Below are 18,658 nucleotides of genomic sequence, written 5' to 3'. Positions count from 1 at the left end.
TCCCAAAGCAACGCAGCGAGAGTAGCGATGATGTTACGTAACATGGCAGTAGCGGCCCTAGTGGCCTTTCCGATGGTCGCGTTGGCTGAAACCCCCAATGTCACCGCTGGTGAGTGGGAGTTTGTGAGCAAAACCAGCGTCACCGGCGAAATGGAAATTCCGGATCAAACGGAAACCGAGCGCCAGTGTATTAGTCAGGAAGAGCTTGAGGGAGCTGAATTTGGCTTCATCGAGGAAGAAGAAGGCTGCGAGCTGCTCGACCAGGAGCTGAATGCGGACGGTCTCAGCTACAGCATGGTGTGTCGCGCTGAGGGTGGCGAAGCCACCATCGATGGCGAAATGCGTTTTATGGGCGAGCGTATCGAAGGCAGCGTCGATATCCTTACCCAGTCCCCCATGGGTGAGCTGAGCATGAATACCGTGATTGAAGGCGAGTATCTTGGCGAGTGTGAGTAATCGCTAGCTCTCTTTTCAAAGGGTGCCAACAGGCACCCTTTTTCATTGAGGTCGTCATTGCGAGGAGCGCAGCGACGCGGCAATCTCAAGCGTGCGGTGGCCTCTAAAAACCAGATTGCTTCGCTGCGTTGGCAATGACATCAGTCAGATGGTGCATTAGCAATTTCCTCCTCTAACCGCCTTTTCACTGCCCCAGGCGAACCGGTGTGGCGCGCCAGCAAGTCGTAAGCCACAGGCACTACAAACAGCGTAAACAGCGTTGCCGAGCCGAGCCCCGCCATAATCACGGTGCCGATAACCAGGCGAGACTCAGACCCCGGCCCTGTCGAGACAATCAGCGGAATGGCGCCGGCCATGGTGGTCACAGCGGTCATTAAGATGGGTCTTAAACGCGTCACAGAGGCTTCAATCAACGCCGCACGGAAGGCTTTACCCTCATCGCGCAACTGGTTGGCAAACTCGACAATTAAGATGCCGTTTTTCGCCGCTAGTCCAATCAACAGCACAAGCCTACTTGGCTATAGATATTAAGCGATTGACCGCTTAGTAGCAGGGCGAGTAGCGCACCGCTCATCGCGAGCGGCACCGTAAGCATTATCACAAAGGGGTGAATCAGGCTTTCGAACTGCGCTGCTAACACCAAAAAGACCACAAGCGCGCCCAGTATTAACAAGAACGCGGTGGCGCCACTGGCCTGCTGGAAGTCCCGTGATGCGCCTGCCACATTGGTTTGCGCCTCTTCCGGCAGTAGCTCCGCGGCGCTCTGCTCTAAATAGGTCAAAGCTTCGCCAAGGGGGTAGCTATCCGCCAGGTTGGCTTCAATGGTAATCGCCCGTATACGGTCAAAGCGGTTCAAAGTGCTGGCGCCAGCAAAGTCGGAGAGGGTGACCAAACTGGCCAGGGGGATTAGTTCACCTGTGCGAGCGGATCGAACCTGAATGTTATCCAACGCCCTCGGGCTGTTTTGACTGCCGCGGTCACCTTCCAAAATGACGTCGTACTCTTCACCATCATCAACATAGCGAGTGACGTTACGGCCACCTAACAGCACTTCAAGCGTTCTGCCGATCTCGGTAACCGTAACGCCCAACGAAGCGGCACGCTCGTAGTCAATATCGACTCTTAGCTGTGGCTGGGTTTCGTTGTAGTTGCTCTCTAGTGCCATCAAGCGCGGGTTGTTTTCGCGCACATGATCGATCAGCGTATCGCGCCAGCGGGCAAGCTCTTCGTAAGTCCCACCGCCCAGTACAAACTGCACCGGCTTTTGGGTACGCTGCCCAAACCCCTGGCGCATCACCGGGAAGGCTTGTACCCCCGGCAACGTACGCAGCTTTTCGCGTACTTCGCCCATGATCTCCCAGGCACTGCGTCGGCTGCCCCAGTCGGCCATATTGACGATAATAAAGCCGCTATTGAAATTCTCTATGTTGCCGTAGCCACGAGGGGCGCGAACGACTACGCGCTCCAACTCACCGCTCTCCACCAGTGGCGTCATCCGCGCTTCGATCTCATCCATGTAGTCCATCATGTAGTCGAAGGTGGCGCCTTCAGGGCCATTCACTAATACGATAAAGTTACCGCGATCCTCTTGAGGCGTGTATTCGTTGGGCAGTACCGTGGCCAGCCAGGCGGTGGCGCCAATCAATAATACAAACGCCGCGACCACCAGCCAGCGCATTTTGAGCATCCACTCTAACGTGGCCTGATAGCGGCGCTGTGTGCCGCTGAGCAGCCACTGCACAGCCTTGCCAATCCGGCTTTCGTGCATGCCCGGCTTAAGAATTTTAGACGCCATCATCGGCGTAAGCGTCAGTGCTAGCAGAGTAGAGACCACTACCGCAGCGGCCATGGTTAGCGCGAACTCGGAAAATAGTCGGCCAATATCGCCTTGCAACATACTGAGTGGCAAGAAAACCGCCACCAACACTAGGGTGGTGGCGATGACTGCAAAGGCGATTTGCCGGGTACCTCGAAAGGCGGCGACTAGCGGCGTCTCGCCGTAGTCGTGCATACGCCGGTTAATATTTTCAAGCACGACGATGGCATCATCGACAATCAGACCGATCGCCAGCACCAGCGCCAGCAGAGTTAGCAGGTTAATTGAGAAATTCATCGCTGCCAGAGCAGTAAAGGCGCCAATAACGGCAATCGGAACGGTCACCGCGGGTACCAGGGTGGTGCGCAAATTGCCCAAAAACATAAAGATCACCACCACCACCAGCCCATGGCGATAAACAGCGTCATAACGACCTGCTCAATCGCCCCGGAGACGAACAGCGAGGCGTCGTAGTTCAGGCTCAGTGACATCCCTTCAGGCAGGTACCTTGTAGGCGTTCAGTTCGACCTGAACGGCTTCAGAGAGCTCTATCACATTGGCCGTCGACTGCATGATCATACGCCAGCCGACCATGGGGATGCCGTTAGAGCGGAAGACAGAACGATCCTCCACGCGCCGACCTCTACTCTTGCTACGTCAGCAAGGCGCACCAGATAGCCGTTTTCCTCCTGGTTTTGGAGAGCTGAGGCGAGGCGCTGAAAATCTTCGGCACTGGCAAAACTACGGGGGAGGCGGACAATAAACTGCCGATCCTTGGATTCAAGCGAGCCTGCCGTAGCTCTACGTTCTCTGCCCGCAGTGCGTCTTCGATATCGCTAACGGTGAGTCCCCGTGCGGCCAAGGCATTGCGATCCAGCCACACGCGCATGGCGTAGTCACTGCCGCCGCCGACACGCACCCGTGCTACCCCTGGCTGAACGGAGAGCTGCGACCAAAAAGCGGTTAGCGTAGTCGGTTAGCTCAGTAATGGAATAGTCGTTTCCGGAAGGCTTAACCAACCACCACTTCTTCGCTGCTATCGGCTTTGGTGACCTCTGGGTTGTCAGCGTCGTCGGGTAGGTTGCGCAGCGCGCCGGAGATGCGGTCGCGAATATCATTGCGCGGCATTGATATCCATATCAATGCAAATTCGATCTCGATCTGAGAGCGTCCATCCTCGCTTTGCGAGGTAATCAGCTCAATGCCTTCAACGCCAGCAATGCGGTCTTCTAATACTTGGTAATCCTGTTTCGACGACGCTGGCCGAGGCTCCGGGTAGCGGGTATCGATGGTGACCACTGGCGGGTCGATGGTGGGGTACTCTTCAGCGGCAGACGATTGAGTGCCAGCAGGCCAAAGGCAATAATCAGCGCCGCGATTACCATCGCCAATACCGGCCGCTGAACAGAGATATACCGATAAACGCATTAGCGGTCGGCCTCCAACAGCGCTCGTATACCGGTCTCGTCATCGGCGATCCCGATTAACCTGGCTTCTTGCCCGTCACGGGCCAGCTGTAGGCCATGAAAGACAATTAAATCGTTGGCGGCGAGTCCCTCGAGAATTTCCACCTCGCCATTGCGGCGCTCGCCGATCACCACTTCACGCTGTGCCAAGCGTGTGCTGCCTTCACTCTGTTCAATTAACATCACGAAGTGACGGTCACCGCTAGGCTCAATGGCCGCCTCAGGGATAACAACCGTATCGCGTACGTGCTGTTGAACGATCACTTCCATCAGCATGCCAGGCCGCAAGCGGCCATCGGTATTCTCGAGATCAGCGCGGACGCTTACGCTGCGCGTGACTGGATCCACCCGTGGCCGATGGTGGCAATTTCACCCGCTAAAGAGGGCGTCAGGGTAGGCGGCAGTTGTGGCATTGAGCATCAAGCCTGGTGAGAGGCGGTCGAGAAATACTTCGGGACGCTGAAATCTAGCTGCATAACATCCAATTTATCGAGCGTCACCAGATCCATGCCTGGAGTGACCAGGGCGCCAACACTGATATTGCGAAAGCCGACGCGGCCACTAAAGGGGCTTTTATCTGGTAATTGGCCAACTCCGCTTCAATCGCTTGAATATCGGCATCTGCCTGGCGCAGCCGTGATTGGCTATCTTCTACATCGGCCCGAGCCGCCAGGTTGCGCTCTTGCAACTGCGAAGCGCGATTTGACGCATTACGCCGCTCTTCGCGAAGTGCCTGGGACGCCCTCAGCTGCGCCTGTTCCTCGGCATCCTCCAGACGAATAAGCAACTGGCCTTCTTCGACCTGCTCGCCGTCACGGAAATTGATCTCGGCAACGATATCCGTGACGGTAGCCGATAGTGTGACGCTCTCATCGGCACGAAGGGTGCCCAAGGCTTCTATTGGATCCGACCAGGTAGTCATGATCGCCCGGGTGCCTATGACTGACGGCGCCGATTGGGCGAACGCTACGCTGGAAAGCAGAAGAGTGAGAGGCAGGAGTGCGAGTCGCAACAGCCGTCGTCGATGAAAGGGCAAAAGCATAGTGTTCTCAGCGTTAGATAATATTTATACAGTTATTGTATATGGTAATTGTATCCGCATAATAATTTTTAAGTGCGACCCTGTTAGAATGCCTGCCTTTTACGACGGGAGTCGCTCTCAATATGAGCTGTCCATTATGATCTATGACGTTGTCATCATCGGTGCTGGCGCCGCAGGCTTAATGTGCGCAGCGCAAGCAGGCTATGCCGGAAAGCGGGTCTTAGTGCTTGATCATGCTAACAAAGCGGGCAAGAAGATTCTCATGTCCGGGGGTGGCCGCTGCAACTTTACCAATCTTGGCACAACGCCACAGCACTTTTACTCTTCAAACCCTTACTTTTGTATTTCGGCGCTCAAACGTTACCGCCCTGAGCACTTTGTTGAGCTGGTCGAGCGCCATGGCGTTGAACATGTTGAGAAAACGCCGGGTCAGCTATTCTGTGCAACCTCGGCTAAAGATATTGTCCATACGTTACTGACCGAGTGTGAGTGGGCTGGGGCTGAAATCAGGCTCAGCACCCAGGTTACCCGCGTGGAGCAACAGGGCAGTGCCATGCGTCTAACGACTTCGATAGGTAAAATCGATGCCGGGGTGGTCGTCATCGCGAGCGGTGGGCTTTCCATTCCGAGCATGGGCGCGACGGGTTTTGGCTACGACATTGCCCGTCAATTTGGTCTAGAGGTATTCGCTACGCGACCCGGGCTGGTGCCCTTTACCTTAAGCGATAGCTGGAAAGCGCGCGCAGCTGAGCTCTCTGGTTTGAGCGTGCCAGTGGCTGTTAGTGCTGGCAGTCGCCGCTTTGTGGAACCCATGCTGTTTACCCACCGCGGCTTGTCTGGGCCGGCGATGCTGCAGATATCCAGCGTTTGGCAGCCAGGGGAGAGCATTAGTATCGATCTACTGCCCAATGAAAACGTGGCGGAATCCCTACGTGAGGCACGCCAAGAAACGCCTAAGCGTCAGCTCTCGACTTGGCTTGGCGAACGCTTTCCGAAACGCTTTGCGCAAGCACTGCTGGAGTGGTACCCCGACCATGACTTGGCGCGGCCCCTGGCCCAGTATGCTAATGCCGCATTGGATGAGTGGGCGCAAAGACTCAACGCTTGGCAACTGAAACCAGCAGGAACAGAAGGTTGGCGTACCGCAGAGGTAACCATGGGCGGGGTCAATACCGACGCGATTTCGTCCAAAACCTTTGAGGTTAAAGGCTTACCACAGTTGCGCTTTATCGGAGAAGTATTAGATGTAACGGGAGAGCTAGGCGGGTATAACTTTCAGTGGGCGTGGGCGAGTGGCGTAGCCTGCGGGCAGGCTGTTTAATAAGCTGATCAAAGATTTGCAAGTGCCGTAAACCGATACACTGGCTGTATTAAGCCTCTTGTATTTTGGCGATGGGTTCAAGTTTAGGGGCTGTTGACGTTTCGCTTATGGCAGCGCTGAAAAGTCAACAGAGCCTAGGGCAATGCTGCCAAGAGGTCGGCTGGTAGGTCGATCAGGCGCTTCCTTACAAGTGCCGAAACAGACTAGGATCTAATCCAGCTTTTTGAATTCGATAGGCTAGCTTAGCTCTCGTTACGCCTAGTTCTCTGGCGGCCTTAGACACGTTGCCATCTGTTTTATAAAGTGCATTTGACAAAATTTCTGCTTCACTTCTCCTGTGATATTTAGCGCTCTTCTGCGTATCGTCAATCTTACCCCGGCCAAATAGATCAGGCCCACTTGTGCCAGCCTCCAGCTCTCCTGTGGGATCAATATTGAGGCCTGAAGGGGGATTGAGTTTTGTGGCAAAGCCAACGTCGTCAAACATATGAAACACATTGAGCGGCTCAGAATCTAGCGCGTTAATCACGCCACGTTCTATTAAATTCTGAAGCTCGCGAATATTTCCAGGATAACTATAGTCTAAAAGTGCTTCACTGGCCTTTCGGGTGAGTCCTGGAATATTTTTTTATAAACGTTTGAGTAGCGGTATAAAAAATGTTCGATCAATAAGGGGATATCATCCTGGCGTTCTCTAAGAGGGGGAAGGCGAATAGGAAAAACATTTAAGCGGTAATAAAGATCCTCTCTGAATAGTCCATTCTGCACTTCCTTGAAAAGATCTTTATTTGAGGCGGCAACAACCCTGACGTTAACTTGAATAGGGTGTGCACCACCGACTCTTTCTATCTCACCATTCTGCAGGGTGCGAAGAAGCTTACCTTGTGCCTCATAACTTAATGATGGAATTTCATCAAGAAATAGTGTGCCCCCATTGGCTCGTTCGAACCGACCCGGTCGACTTTTTTCTGCACCTGTAAACGCACCTTTTTCTACGCCAAACAGCTCTGCCTCAACCAATGTGTCAGGGATTGCAGCACAGTTAAGGGCGACAAAGGGGCCGTTTGCCAAGTTGCTTTTGCGGTGAAGCTCGTTAGCAAACAAGTCTTTCCCAACACCTGATTCTCCATTGAACAGTACCGTGGCTGGCGTTGGCGCGACTCTTTCGATCTTCTGCAAAGCAATACTGACTGCTGCTGAAATACCCACGATCTTTTGGGTATCTATTTTCTCATGGATAGAGGCAGGAGATGACGCTGTCGTAACGCCAGTGGTTTGTCGAGACGACTTACGCGCTTCAGGCGCAAGGTATTCTCCTGGTGAGCCAGCTAAGGTCATGGGTACTGCCTATTTCTTGATTTGTCATCTCACCTACGATTCGGCAGAAAGAGCCGCCGCAGCCAGCACACTCCAACTCACGATATATCACTCGCTTACCGTAGAAAGCACTGGCGTAGCCGCTGGCATAACCTAGCTGCATCCAGCAAACCGGTTCACGTGATAGGCCGTACGCATTTATATGTTCGGCGGCTTCGATTGAACCATGCCAAAGGAACTCGGCATTGAAAATACCGTTCGGGATGTCGTGGTCGCGTCGTACCGTTTCGACTTTAACCATCCCCATGACCGCATGTAACCGCTCTCCCGCGGTCAACGCACCAGCTTCATCGTTTAGTGGCCAATGTTTTCGTACAAAAGCTGCGTCGGCAGATCCAGCTGAAAAACCTACGCGCATCAGCAAGCTGCATGCTCTAGAAAAGCCTAGTGATTCAATGATTTCTCTGCGCAACACACCAAATGCATTAGCCCCAAGTAGCACCATGCGGCGATCATCGAACCAAATTTTTCCATCGTTAGGGGTAAGGCGCAGCCTCTCTGTCAAATCACGTAAAGTGGGTGGGTCTCCATCATCAAGGCCTATCTCACAAGAGCTCGCTTGATTGGGTTGCGTTGTCATTTTCGAAAGCGTCATTTTTTTTGTCATGTCTTTCTCATTTTTTTATTAAAAATATTAAATTAATTAAATACTGGCGAGTCTTGTTCAATCCTTCAGTTGTACTTTAGTCGTGTCTAGTCTCTTAACTTCCTTTGCATAATAAGAATTTTACTTTATTTTTTATACTAAGGTCTAGGTTTTGAGTAGTTGGCATAGCAATTGCTGAATAGTTCTCTGTAATACATCGTTTCCATAAATAAAGTGAGAACAATAATGGCTAATGCACCCGCTAGTAATGCTTATCGTATCGTAGAAGTTCCTGAGCCAATGAAGGCAATGCAAGACCGATTTGGGCGTGAGGGAAGCTATGTAGGGCTCTCTGAGGTAGAAAGCCCATGGGTTCCTTTTGGTGATAATGCAGCTATACGGCATCTGGCCTTTGATGTAAGGAATAATGTTTATTGCAATATTTTATGGATTAAAAGCCCTGGTGTGATTGGTACCCATAAGCACCGAGGAATGGTATGGGCTGTAGGAATGGAGGGATCTTTCCGATATTTGGAATACGACTGGGTTTGCGGGCCTGGTGAGTTTATAACGGAAATGCCCGGACAGGCTCACACGTTAGTGACCGACGATGCTAATGGAATGAAAGCTCTATTTTGGATGCAGGGAGCTAACGAGTTCTTCGATGAGAAGGGGGAGTGGGCAGAAACGCTGGATGTTTTCTGGTTCATCAATCACTACGTCACTTATTGTGAAGAACACAATATCCCCATCAATGAACAGTTATTTCTATGAGGTGGGATATGCGTGTATTAGAGCAATTCAGCGTAGAAGGGCGTTCAGCCCTGATCACGGGGGGAGCCTCAGGTTTAGGACTTGCCTATGCCGAAGCGTTGGCAGAAAACGGAGCTAACGTGACACTAGCGGATATAAACATCGACGCAGCCGAATGTGAGGCACAAAGACTCCGTGACGAAGGCTGCAAGGTTCATGCTGTCCAGCTAGATGTCGCTGATCGAATGCAGACCAGTCGAGCCTTCGAAGAACATGTCCGCCAGTTTGGCAACTTGGATATTGTTTTTGCTAATGCGGGGATCGATCCTGGGGCAGGGTTTTGGAACCCTTCAGGAGGGCGAAATAGAGATGGTCAGATTGACGTTTTAGATCCAGCCCGCTGGGATAGAACAATTTCTATTAATCTGACGGGGGTCTTTAATACTCTGCGAGTGGCAGCTAAATACATGAAGCCACGGCGTCGAGGATCAATTGTTGTCACGTCCTCCAATGCTGCCTTTATTACAGAGCCTGTGGTCGGGCTTGCTTACATGCCTGCAAAAGCGGGAGTGTCCCATTTAGTACGTCAAGTTGCCTTAGAGTTGGCAGAGTTCCGGATCCGGGTCAACACTATCGCGCCCGGCGGTTTCGTAACCAACATTGGTGGTGGCTGGTTGAAAGACGAAGCAGTTCGCCAGGCCTGGAACGCCAAGGTACCTCTAGGGGAAATCGCTGATCCTGAACAGATCAAGGCACTGGCGCTATACCTAGCCTCTGACGCCTCTTCCTATATGACCGGTGCTCAATTGGTTATTGACGGAGGCACTTCTCTTGGGAGGGTGGGCTGATGCGTGCTGCCGTCTTTCAGGGGTTACACCAGCCTTTAGATGTTTGCGAACTTCCAGACCCTACACCAGGAGACGATGAGGTTGTCATCCAGGTGAAACGATGTGGAATTTGTGGCTCCGATCTCCATATGACTGAGGATCCCATTTTCGGCATTTGTCCTGGCGATGTGCTGGGTCACGAATATGCAGGCGAGATAGTCGCTTTAGGTCGAAAAGTCAGTGATGTATCTATAGGAGATCTTGTATCCGTTATACCTTTCCGAAGTTGCGGTTATTGCGCTGCATGCCGTTCTGGGAATCCTGCTTGGTGTCTAGATATGGCGTTGGAGGGAGGGGGATATGGTGAATATGCCGTCACCGCTGCGCGCCAGTGCGTACCTCTTCCTCTCAATGCAAGCATGGACGACGGTGCAATTGTAGAGCCTTTAGCCGTTGCTCTCCATGGTCTCCAGCTATCCGGCATGAAACCTGGTGACCGTGTCCTCATCCTTGGTGCTGGGCCTATCGGGTTAGCTGTCGCTTTTTGGGCGCGCCGCTTTGGCGCTCAGACGGTTGTCATACAGGATATTACCCGATACCAAGAACAACGTGCCTATGACATGGGGGCGACCGGTTTTGTTTGTGATCCATATCAACCCATTAAAGCTGCAGAGCGGTCACTTGGAGGTTCAGCAGACATAGTATTCGAGTGTGCGGGCGTTCCTGGTCTCATTGCGCAAGCCATTGAGCAGGTTCGCACGCACGGTACGATTCTGCTTCTTGGTTTATGCACTAAGCCTGACAGCTTTATACCCTTTAGTGCTTTATCAAAGGAAATACGCCTTCAAACTGCCGTTTTCTTCTCACGACGTGAATACGAAAGTGCGTTGGATATTCTCGATTCTGGCGTTGTAGAGCCTCGCCATTTAATCACCGAGACCGTGCCACTTAACAATGTGCCAACCGCATTTGAAGCGTTAAAAAAGCGCACCCATCAATGCAAGGTGTTAATAAGCCATGACTAACAATAATACAGCTACCCTGCCTAACACGCCCAATAACACTCGTTATCAAATCCTTTTAGTTACTCTATTGAGCCTTAACTTTGGCATTGTATTTTTTGACAGGAATGCACTTAACTTCCTGATGCCATTTGTTCAGCCAGAGTTGGCCTTGACAAACCTACAGATAGGCCTAACAGCCTCTGCGTTATCAGTCACCTGGGCAATATCTGGTTTAATATTTGGTGCAATGTCTGATCGAAGTGGCCGAAGAAAGATATTTTTGATCATGGCGACGATTGTGTTTCTCTCTGCTCTTTTTTATCAGGTCTTGCCACCTCATTCTTATTGCTTCTCGGTGCTAGATTGCTTATGGGTGTTGCAGAAGGCCCTATCCTGCCTATATCGCAATCAGTAACGGCAATAGAAGTTACTCCTGAAAGGCGGGGCATTGCTATGGGGGTCATGCAGAACTTCGGGTCAAATTTATTGGGTTCTTTTGCTGCGCCGGTTGTCCTTGTGGCTGTTGCTTCTGCTTTTGGCTGGCGAGAGGCGTTTTTCCTTGCAGGGCTTCCAGGTCTTCTAGCCGCTGGACTCCTCTGGTGGTTAATGCGTGAACCGACAGCATCTTCAGTACCTATCGCAACGGGTGTGAATCAGTCCTGTCAGCGCCCAAGTCTCAAAGAGGTCTTCGCTCATCGAAATATGCTGCTATGTTCGCTTATTGCGGTGTTATTGATTGGATACTTAGTAACTTGCTGGTCTTTCATGCCAATTTACCTAACCAGTGTACGTGGTTATTCTGCTGAAACCATGGGGTGGCTGATGGGAACTTTAGGCATCTCGGCAGCGGTCGGAAGCTTCGTCGTCAGCGGTATCTCTGACAAAATTGGTCGTAAGCCAGTAATGGTAATTACCCCATTTATGGGGCTCATCCTCACCTTAAGCGCCATGTATTTTGATGGCTCGGCTATTATTCTGGCAGTGTTGTTTTTCTTTGGTTGGGCATTGAACGGCATCTTTCCGCTTTTTATGGCCACCGTTCCCTCTGAAACCGTCGATTCGCGCCATATTGCAACAGCCCTGGGTTTTGTAATGGGTATTGGTGAGATATTGGGAGGTGGGGTTCTACCGGCGCTAGCAGGCGCTGCGGCAGATAGTGTTGGCCAATCCGCACCGTTGTGGTTAATGAGCGCTATTTGTGTGATTGCTGGAGTCCTGGCTTTGGGGCTCAAAGAGACCGCACCAGCAGTTCTGGTTAAGCGTGCTCAGGCGCCTGATGTTTCGGCATCTTTCAGCAGTTAGTCGCTAAATACCGATAATCACACAAGAAGCTCAGCTTTCGGGCCAAATGTGTCGGTATAAAGCGAATAGCGAGCTATTTAACGAAAGTGATCAAATTAAGTTGGCCGACAGGCCAGAATTTTTCACTGAGTGGCCGCCTTAAACGATGTTTGGCTAATCTCCGCTCGCTGGCTTCTAAGGTACAGTCAGCGAGCCGCACAGCCGTCCAAATTAACTAGCCACTTTGGCTAATAATTTAAGTTTTTTGAGTAGCATATAGCCCGCAAGGACTTTTCTACCTGCCGCCATTGCTCCACCTGGGTGGCGCATCAGCTTGAATGCAGCAAAGCCACCAATGGCGTAAAGCGGCAGCTTGAAGCTTTGCCAGTTTCTATCCAGTGGTGAGGCGGCTTGCTGTAAAAATTCGCTATCGACCAAAATATCCACGCGCTGCTGCTCTAGCTCGGCTAACAAAAGCGCTTTGCGTTCAGCGCGGCTGAGCGGTTTGGTTGGTGGCTTAGCGGTGTCTGCGGATGGTTTCATCACTTGGCTCCTCAAGCAGTGCTCGATCAGCAGCAAGCTGTTTGAGTGTTTCTTTTAACAGAGAGTGTTGCTTGGACTGGCGAATCGCAATAACCGCGAGTAGCAAACTGGCGCCGATCAGCACACCTGCACTGATGGCAATGGCGGTTAAGCGATAGGTATCCCAGAATATAACCACTACCAGTGCCGTCAAAGTGGCAATACCCAACAAGAGCAGCAGTAAGCTAGCTCCTGCCAGAAGAAGTAGAACCAGTAAGCGAGCACGCTCCTCTTCTAACTCAAACACCGCCAAACGCAGGCGGGTTTCGCTATTCGCAATCAGCGATTTCAGCAAGCGTTTGGCGGCAGAGAAGACGCGTTGGGTGGGGCCCAAAGCCATTAGCGACGACCGAGCAGCATACCCACAACCATACCTACTGCGGCACCAATGCCAATACTCGTCCAGGGGTTTTCATGGACGTAGCGATCACACGCATCGGCCTGATGAGTCAGCGAGTCGCGGGTTTCGTCATAAATACGCTCGCCACGAGCTTCAAGACGTGCACGAGTGTCTTTCAAACGACGTTCGGCGCGAGTACGTAGATCGTTCATCTCTCCGCTGGCATCTTTAGCGGTCGCATTGACCAGCTCTTCAACGGTTTCACTCAAGTGGCGCAGATCATCTTTGAGTTGATCGGCTTGAGTAGAGTAGGTGGGTTGACGTTTAGCCATGGAGTCTTCCTTTGACGAGTGAATGATTGGGCTACTAACTATTAGTTACTGTATTTTTGCTGCTGACTACAAGCATAGCAGCCAGCTAGTAACAGACAAGCAAATGCGTCTATCGGTTCAGCCCTGTCGCACTAAATAAGGGATTTAAACTAAACCCAAGGCTCAAGCGGTGCACGCGATGATCATAATCGATCATGCTTTCACCATATCCGTAGTAGTACTGTACATGCGCTCGCAAGCTGTTGAAAGCGGGCCAGCTGTAATCAATCTGGGTGCCGATATTGCCAGCGCTGGGATTGCCGCGTAACTGACCGCTCACTTCATGGTTATTATTGAGACGCTTGGCGAGGCGAATATCGCCGTATCCCATGTAGCGTTCGATATCCGGGTTGTCGTCATCCTCTGAGGATTCCGGTACCCGCCAGTGGGGTGCCAGGGTGAACGCCCAGTCGCCGCGCTGGAAGGTGCTTTCAAGGTATACCCGGTTCCAACTGCGCGAGAGAGGATCTGAGCGACCATTAGACTGGTGATTGAGAGATACTCGGTTGCGGGTATTCACCCAGCCAAGCGCTTCCCAGGCATTGTCAAAGTCGATAAACACTTCCGGCTCGTAGTTGGTTTCCCTAAAGGGTGATGAGGCGTCGGTATTATAAGCCTGCCACCAACTGCGCTGGGTGTAGCCAAAGTAGACGTCGCCGTAGTTACCGAATACCTGTTCAGCCAGATTAACCTTGGCACTGAACTGGAATTTTAACTCCACGCGATCTGCGGGGGTGCCGTTAGCCACCGTGCGGAAACTTTCACGATTTTGGTTAGCATTGTAACTAACAGGGAACAGATAGTTGGTGCGGTGGGTGGTGATTGAAAACGGATTCCGGGTTGATTCCTGCTCAAGTTCACGGCGATCGCTTAAATCTTCCCTTGCAGCCTCTTCAGGCAACTGTTCAAACGGTATGTCTAGCGCGGCGTCTTCGGGATTTTCTATCTGCTGCAACTGTTGATGCAGATCATACAGTTCAGCATTGAGGGCACGGATACGCGCCTCAATCTCTTGCTGAGACTCGGCAACGGCATTCACACTAAACGTAGCAAGGCTCAGCAGAACAATAAGTTTCGTCAACGGCAATTTTCGGGTGACCATCAAGGTGACTCGCAAAATGAAGGAATAAGTAAACGCCAAGCTTGTTTCTATCACGCCGCCTGTGGAAGTCAACACCTCTGATTGCGCTGACCATCAGAACGCCTGACAATAACCTCATTCTCCGTCTCTGCGGAGCATTTGATGCCAGCGAGGCCCTAAGTAACGTGTTGATACGTAACGTGGTGAGATGCGCCTGTAAGTGGAGTATAACCTGTTTGTTGCTGCTGCTTGTCATGAGCAGTGTCGCTATTAATCCAGCCTACGCTGCGCTTCAGACCAATATGCTGGAGCGGGTGCCCGAGCAGGCTGAATTGGCATCAAGGCTTGCTCAGTTAGAAGCCCTTGAAGAACCCTTGACCGCCCAGCAGGCCAACGATAAAGAGGCCCTGGAAGCGGCCCTCGAAGCTTATGAGCGGCTGGCTTCTGTTGACGAGCGTCTTGCCGCGCTAGATACCCGGGTAGAACAAGCCCCTGAAATGTTAGCACGCCTGCAGCGCGAGTTGAGCGAAGCGGAAGAAGCTTCGCAGCAGCTAACGGTTGCCGACTTGAGCGACCGCCCCCTCGACGAGCTGGAAACGTTGCAAACTAACGCCGTGGTCGAGTTGCAGCAGTTGCAAAGCCAATTGGCGGAAGTGAACTCGCAACTGTTAGCCGCTCAAACACTCCCTGAGCGGGCCCAGCAATCCATTGCGGAAACCCTTCAGCGCGCGGAAAGTTTACGCCGACAGCACGATGAGCGCGAGGCTTTGCTGGCGGATCGTCAACTTTCTGCCCTTAGCGATGCGCAACTGATCCAATTACGCCTTGAACGGGCGCTGGCCGAACGCGAAGTAAGCTTTTATCAGCGCGAGCTAAGCGCTAACAGCCGCCTGCGCGAATTAGCTCAGGAGCGGCGCGATGTGCTGATGCTGCAGGTCGATTATCAAGAGCAGCAGCTAACGATGTTACAAGGGGTGATTGATCGGCAGCGTCGGTTGGCCTCTGAACAAGCCATTGCCGACGCTGCCAGGGATAACCCGCTGATCGCCGCGGGACATCCGGTGGTGGTGCAAGCGCAGCAAACCAACCAGACCCTAAGCCTGGAGCTGCTACGGGCAACCGACCGTGCTAACACTGTTGTGCGTGACAATATTGAAGCCCAGCGGCAGTTGGAGAACGTGCGTCAGCTACAGCGTAGCCTTAATGAGCAAATCGAGGCTATTCGCGGCAGTCAACTGCTGTCGCGAATTCTGCGCGAACAGCGCAAGTCGCTGCCTCCGTTGTCTGCGCCCCGGGATTTGCAGGACGAAATTGCCGACCTGCGCTTAAAGCAGTTTGATTTAGTCCGCCAGCGCGATCAGCTACGCCAAAGCGAACAGTATGCTGCTACGCGGCTGTCCGAGGAGGGCATAGAGGCGACGCCGGGACTGATCGATTCCCTTTCGCAGCTTTATCAATCCCGCCGTGAGCTGGTCGAGCAGTTGGAACAGTCTTACGGCAGCTTATTAAGTGCGGCGATTGAGCTTCAGCTCAACCAGCAGCAGCTGGTCACAACGACCAGTGAGCTGCGTAAAACCATTGATGAGCAGCTGTTTTGGGTTGCTAATAGTCGCCCTTTGGATATCAATTGGCTGCGTCAATTGCCCCGCAACCTCCAGCTGGAGTGGCAGGAAGGGGAGTGGCGAGCCATTTTACCCACTCGCTGGAAAGGGCTCTCTTGGGAGGTGCTCAGAGGGCGCCCCTGATGGTATTAAGCCTGGTATTAATCGGGTCACGACGCCAGATTAAAGCCCGATTGGACAAACTGCACTCGCAGATTGGTCGGTTAAAAAGCGATACCCAGCTGCATACCCCCAAAGCGGTGCTGCTGAATGCGCTGCTAGCGCTCTCCGGCCCGCTGGCCTTGGCCGGGGTTGGGGTTGGGCTCTTGGGAGCAACTGGGCCATTGGCTAATAGCGTTGCCCCTGCGCTGCTTCAGTTGGCGTTAAGTTGGGCGGTGGTCGCCTGGGGCCGCAGGTTATTGGTCGCCGATGGCGTGGCCGAGCGCCACTTTACCTGGTCTGCGCACTACAACGCTCGGTTACGCCAGCTGTTAGGTGGGTTAGGCATTTCCTTGGTGCCTGTCATAGCCATTGCGGCGATGTCTGGAGAGATGGAAACCCCGCTGGCACTGCGTCCCGTTGCGTTGGGGTTGCTGTCGCTTGGGTTGTTGGCGATGAGCTGGTGGCTGGCGCAGTTGATACTGGCGCATATCCCTATTTTTTGGCGTGCGCCTGTTTCGCTTGCTGTTGGGGCTTGCGATGGCCTCGGTGCCGCTGATGCTGTTGGGATTGGTAGTCTGGGGCTACGAATACACCGCGTTGCACCTAGTGGGGCGATTCGCGATCACGCTTTACTTGCTGGGGTTATGGGTTGTGGTGGAGGCGACCTTGGTAAGAAGCCTTGCGGTGGCTGCAAGGCGGCTTGCCTATCGCCGTGCTCTGGCGCGCCGTCGTGCTCAGGTGCAGGAAGGGGCGGAAGGTGGTCTCGAAGTCGTGGAAGAGCCGCCGCTGGATATGGAGCAGATCAATAGCCAGTCGCTGCGGCTTTCCAAGTTGATTGTCTTGATCGGCTTCAGTGCGCTGCTTTATTTGGTCTGGTCAGACTTGCTCTCGGTGCTCGGCTATTTGGACAACGTGTCATTGTGGGAGGCGCAAGAAGGGGATCTGGTCGATAACGCTCTATCGATATCCGACGTCTTTGCTGCACTGCTGATTGTCGCTATTACCTTTATCATGGCAGGCAATCTACCCGGCCTGTTAGAAGTGATGGTGCTATCCCGGCTGTCATTGAAACAGGGCAGCGCCTATGCCATTAGCTCGCTGCTCTCCTACACCATTGTGGGTACGGGGATTGTCATGGGGCTGTCGACCCTGGGCGTTTCCTGGGACAAGCTGCAGTGGCTGGTGGCCGCCTTGAGTGTGGGGTTGGGGTTTGGCTTGCAGGAAATTTTTGCCAACTTTATATCGGGCTTGATCATCCTGTTTGAGCGCCCGATTAGGATTGGCGATACGATTACCCTGGGAAATTTGCACGGCACCGTCAGCCGTATCCGTATCCGTGCGACCACTGTCACCGATTTCGACCGTAAAGAGATTATTATCCCCAATAAAACCTTTGTGACTGACCAACTGATCAACTGGTCATTGTCGGATAATATCACCCGTGTTGTGCTCACCTACGGTGTGGCCCACGGCTCCGATATGGCCAAGGTGCACCAGCTATTACGTAAGGTGGCGGACGAAAACCCCCGAGTGCTAACCGACCCAGAGCCTCAGGTTTTCTGTTTAAGCTATGGACAGCACAGCCTCAATTTTGAACTGCGTATTTTCGTCAATGATCTGCTCGACCGGCTGTTTGCTGCCGATGAAATCAACTGCCGTATAGATGCGCTGTTTCGCGAAGCGGGTATACGCGTGGCGTTTGAGCAGATGGATGTGTGGCTACACCCTGAGCAAGGCGAGGAGGTTAAAGTGCAGTCGGCGAATCAGTTGCCCCGCGTCTACGTAATGCACTTTAAGCTCTCTTTTTTAAGGCTCTTTTACTGCATGCAGGAGAAATTCTCGGTTGCCGTCGCCACCGGTGATCGGGCTCTCCTGCCAATGTTGAATGGTAAGTCCGCAGGCGTCGCAACTGCGACGAATGTTGGCCTCCACTTCTGCAAAGCGTTTAGCGTCGCGTACCACGCCACGTTTATCCAGGGCGCCAGGGCTTAGCTCAAACTGCGGTTTCACCAGCGAAATCAACTGACCGCCCGCTGGCAGCAGGGCAGCAATCTCGGGCAGAATCAGCGTTTGCGATATAAACGACACATCCATGATGGCGCTATCAATGGGGAAAGCAGCAAGCGCGCTATTGAGGGCTTCGCTACTACTCATCGAGCGCGCATTTATCCCCTCTAGACAGGTGACGCGTGGGTCGCTGCGCAACTCAGGTGCAAGCTGTCCGTGGCCAACCTCTACACCAATCACATGGTGGGCGCCAAAGTGCAGCGCACAGTCGCTGAAGCCGCCGGTTGATTGACCAATGTCGAGCACAACAGCGTCATCAAAACGCAGCTCAAGCGCTGTGAGCACCGCCTCTAATTTCAACCCTGCTCGGGACACATAGCGCTCTTCGGGATCGTCCTCTACTTCAAACCGGGTATCGTCGGGCCATTTTTCGGATGCTTTGGTTAACGGCTTACCGTTCTCGGCAAGCCGTATCCGCCCGTGCCGAATAAGCCTTTGGGCGCGGGTACGCGAGTTGGCCAGCCCCTGGATGACCAACAATTGATCGAGTCGCATCATAGTGATTGAAAGTGTCGCTAAGCGTAC

Annotated in this window: 18 protein-coding genes and 3 pseudogenes; 8 read left to right on the top strand and 13 right to left on the bottom strand. The window is 52.8% G+C overall.

The genetic code is table 11. From position 1 onward, the window contains the following. The first annotated feature begins 27 nt into the window (after nucleotides 1–27). Nucleotides 28–456 (top strand): DUF3617 domain-containing protein, encoded by a 429-nt coding sequence (locus FDY98_RS22040; protein WP_022522778.1) that lies wholly within the window; start codon nucleotides 28–30, stop codon nucleotides 454–456. A gap of 140 nt (nucleotides 457–596) precedes the next feature. On the opposite strand, the pseudogene FDY98_RS22035 reads toward FDY98_RS22040, so the two are convergent. The 5 genes and pseudogenes from FDY98_RS22035 to FDY98_RS29780 form a co-directional block, all read right to left on the bottom strand. Beyond that, nucleotides 597–2,656: pseudogene (locus FDY98_RS22035) on the bottom strand (efflux RND transporter permease subunit). A gap of 111 nt (nucleotides 2,657–2,767) precedes the next feature. After that, complete coding sequence (locus FDY98_RS29795; RefSeq protein WP_442907975.1) at nucleotides 2,768–2,905, bottom strand: hypothetical protein; 138 nt, start codon at nucleotides 2,903–2,905, stop codon at nucleotides 2,768–2,770. 19 nt (nucleotides 2,906–2,924) lie between these two features. Further along, nucleotides 2,925–3,191 (bottom strand): efflux RND transporter permease subunit, encoded by a 267-nt coding sequence (locus tag FDY98_RS29790; RefSeq protein WP_442907974.1) that lies wholly within the window; start codon nucleotides 3,189–3,191, stop codon nucleotides 2,925–2,927. A 92-nt stretch (nucleotides 3,192–3,283) separates the two neighbouring features. Then, nucleotides 3,284–3,700: an efflux RND transporter permease subunit gene (locus FDY98_RS29785; protein ID WP_442907973.1), complete on the bottom strand. Its 417-nt coding sequence runs from the start codon at nucleotides 3,698–3,700 to the stop codon at nucleotides 3,284–3,286. Next, nucleotides 3,700–4,780, bottom strand: a pseudogene (locus tag FDY98_RS29780) (efflux RND transporter periplasmic adaptor subunit). Before FDY98_RS29780 ends, FDY98_RS29785 begins: the two are co-directional and overlap by 1 nt. A 136-nt stretch (nucleotides 4,781–4,916) precedes the next feature. Here FDY98_RS29780 and FDY98_RS22025 point away from each other — a divergent pair. After that, entirely contained in the window at nucleotides 4,917–6,101 is a 1,185-nt protein-coding gene (locus tag FDY98_RS22025; RefSeq protein WP_027958416.1) for an NAD(P)/FAD-dependent oxidoreductase, read from the top strand. A gap of 184 nt (nucleotides 6,102–6,285) precedes the next feature. Here FDY98_RS22025 and FDY98_RS28810 read toward each other — a convergent pair whose 3' ends face one another. Genes FDY98_RS28810 through FDY98_RS22015 form a run of 3 tightly spaced genes read right to left on the bottom strand, consistent with a single transcriptional unit; the run spans nucleotide 6,286 to nucleotide 8,085 of the window. Then, nucleotides 6,286–6,630, bottom strand: coding sequence for a helix-turn-helix domain-containing protein (locus FDY98_RS28810; RefSeq protein WP_340146935.1), 345 nt, complete (start codon nucleotides 6,628–6,630; stop codon nucleotides 6,286–6,288). A gap of 53 nt (nucleotides 6,631–6,683) precedes the next feature. Continuing rightward, nucleotides 6,684–7,439 (bottom strand): sigma-54 dependent transcriptional regulator, encoded by a 756-nt coding sequence (locus FDY98_RS22020; RefSeq protein WP_340146934.1) that lies wholly within the window; start codon nucleotides 7,437–7,439, stop codon nucleotides 6,684–6,686. Then, a complete protein-coding gene (locus FDY98_RS22015; RefSeq protein ID WP_155706185.1) occupies nucleotides 7,399–8,085 on the bottom strand; it encodes a XylR N-terminal domain-containing protein in 687 nt (228 codons plus the stop codon). The genes FDY98_RS22020 and FDY98_RS22015 overlap by 41 nt, the downstream gene beginning before the upstream one ends. Nucleotides 8,086–8,310: 225 nt before the next feature. Between FDY98_RS22015 and FDY98_RS22010 the strand changes: the two genes are divergently transcribed. The 5 genes from FDY98_RS22010 to FDY98_RS21995 are packed head-to-tail and all read left to right on the top strand — an operon-like array spanning nucleotide 8,311 to nucleotide 11,950. Continuing rightward, complete coding sequence (locus FDY98_RS22010; protein ID WP_022522783.1) at nucleotides 8,311–8,838, top strand: 2,4'-dihydroxyacetophenone dioxygenase family protein; 528 nt, start codon at nucleotides 8,311–8,313, stop codon at nucleotides 8,836–8,838. 8 nt (nucleotides 8,839–8,846) lie between these two features. After that, nucleotides 8,847–9,665 carry an SDR family NAD(P)-dependent oxidoreductase gene (locus FDY98_RS22005; RefSeq protein WP_027958417.1) on the top strand — a complete coding sequence of 273 codons (819 nt, stop codon included), beginning with the start codon at nucleotides 8,847–8,849 and terminating at the stop codon, nucleotides 9,663–9,665. Continuing rightward, nucleotides 9,665–10,669, top strand: a complete 1,005-nt coding sequence (locus FDY98_RS22000; protein WP_022522785.1) for an alcohol dehydrogenase catalytic domain-containing protein — start codon at nucleotides 9,665–9,667, stop codon at nucleotides 10,667–10,669. Before FDY98_RS22005 ends, FDY98_RS22000 begins: the two co-directional genes overlap by 1 nt. Next, nucleotides 10,662–11,063, top strand: coding sequence for an MFS transporter (locus FDY98_RS28805; protein ID WP_340146933.1), 402 nt, complete (start codon nucleotides 10,662–10,664; stop codon nucleotides 11,061–11,063). Before FDY98_RS22000 ends, FDY98_RS28805 begins: the two co-directional genes overlap by 8 nt. Then, nucleotides 11,018–11,950, top strand: coding sequence for an MFS transporter (locus tag FDY98_RS21995; protein ID WP_340146932.1), 933 nt, complete (start codon nucleotides 11,018–11,020; stop codon nucleotides 11,948–11,950). The genes FDY98_RS28805 and FDY98_RS21995 overlap by 46 nt, the downstream gene beginning before the upstream one ends. Before the next feature lie 210 nt (nucleotides 11,951–12,160). Here FDY98_RS21995 and FDY98_RS21990 read toward each other — a convergent pair whose 3' ends face one another. The 4 genes from FDY98_RS21990 to FDY98_RS21975 form a co-directional block, all read right to left on the bottom strand. Then, the gene (locus tag FDY98_RS21990; protein ID WP_022522787.1) at nucleotides 12,161–12,472 is read right to left on the bottom strand and encodes a YqjK family protein; all 312 of its coding nucleotides are present in this window, start codon (nucleotides 12,470–12,472) and stop codon (nucleotides 12,161–12,163) included. Beyond that, complete coding sequence (locus FDY98_RS21985; protein WP_022522788.1) at nucleotides 12,447–12,851, bottom strand: phage holin family protein; 405 nt, start codon at nucleotides 12,849–12,851, stop codon at nucleotides 12,447–12,449. Before FDY98_RS21985 ends, FDY98_RS21990 begins: the two co-directional genes overlap by 26 nt. Then, a complete protein-coding gene (locus FDY98_RS21980) occupies nucleotides 12,851–13,183 on the bottom strand; it encodes a DUF883 family protein (RefSeq protein WP_022522789.1) in 333 nt (110 codons plus the stop codon). The genes FDY98_RS21985 and FDY98_RS21980 overlap by 1 nt, the downstream gene beginning before the upstream one ends. A 109-nt stretch (nucleotides 13,184–13,292) precedes the next feature. After that, nucleotides 13,293–14,324, bottom strand: coding sequence for a phospholipase A (locus FDY98_RS21975; RefSeq protein WP_022522790.1), 1,032 nt, complete (start codon nucleotides 14,322–14,324; stop codon nucleotides 13,293–13,295). A 233-nt stretch (nucleotides 14,325–14,557) separates the two neighbouring features. Between FDY98_RS21975 and mscK the strand changes: the two are divergent. Next, nucleotides 14,558–17,839: pseudogene (gene mscK / locus FDY98_RS21970) on the top strand (mechanosensitive channel MscK); the annotation flags it as partial. A gap of 33 nt (nucleotides 17,840–17,872) precedes the next feature. On the opposite strand, the gene FDY98_RS21965 reads toward mscK, so the two are convergent. After that, nucleotides 17,873–18,631: a TlyA family RNA methyltransferase gene (locus FDY98_RS21965; protein ID WP_022522792.1), complete on the bottom strand. Its 759-nt coding sequence runs from the start codon at nucleotides 18,629–18,631 to the stop codon at nucleotides 17,873–17,875. Between the last annotated feature and the right edge of the window lie 27 nt (nucleotides 18,632–18,658).

Source organism: Halomonas sp. PA16-9, from assembly GCF_009728585.1.
GTDB lineage: Bacteria > Pseudomonadota > Gammaproteobacteria > Pseudomonadales > Halomonadaceae > Vreelandella > Vreelandella titanicae.
Note: the sequence above shows the minus strand (reverse complement) of the source record. Positions and strands in the feature narration are given on the sequence as shown.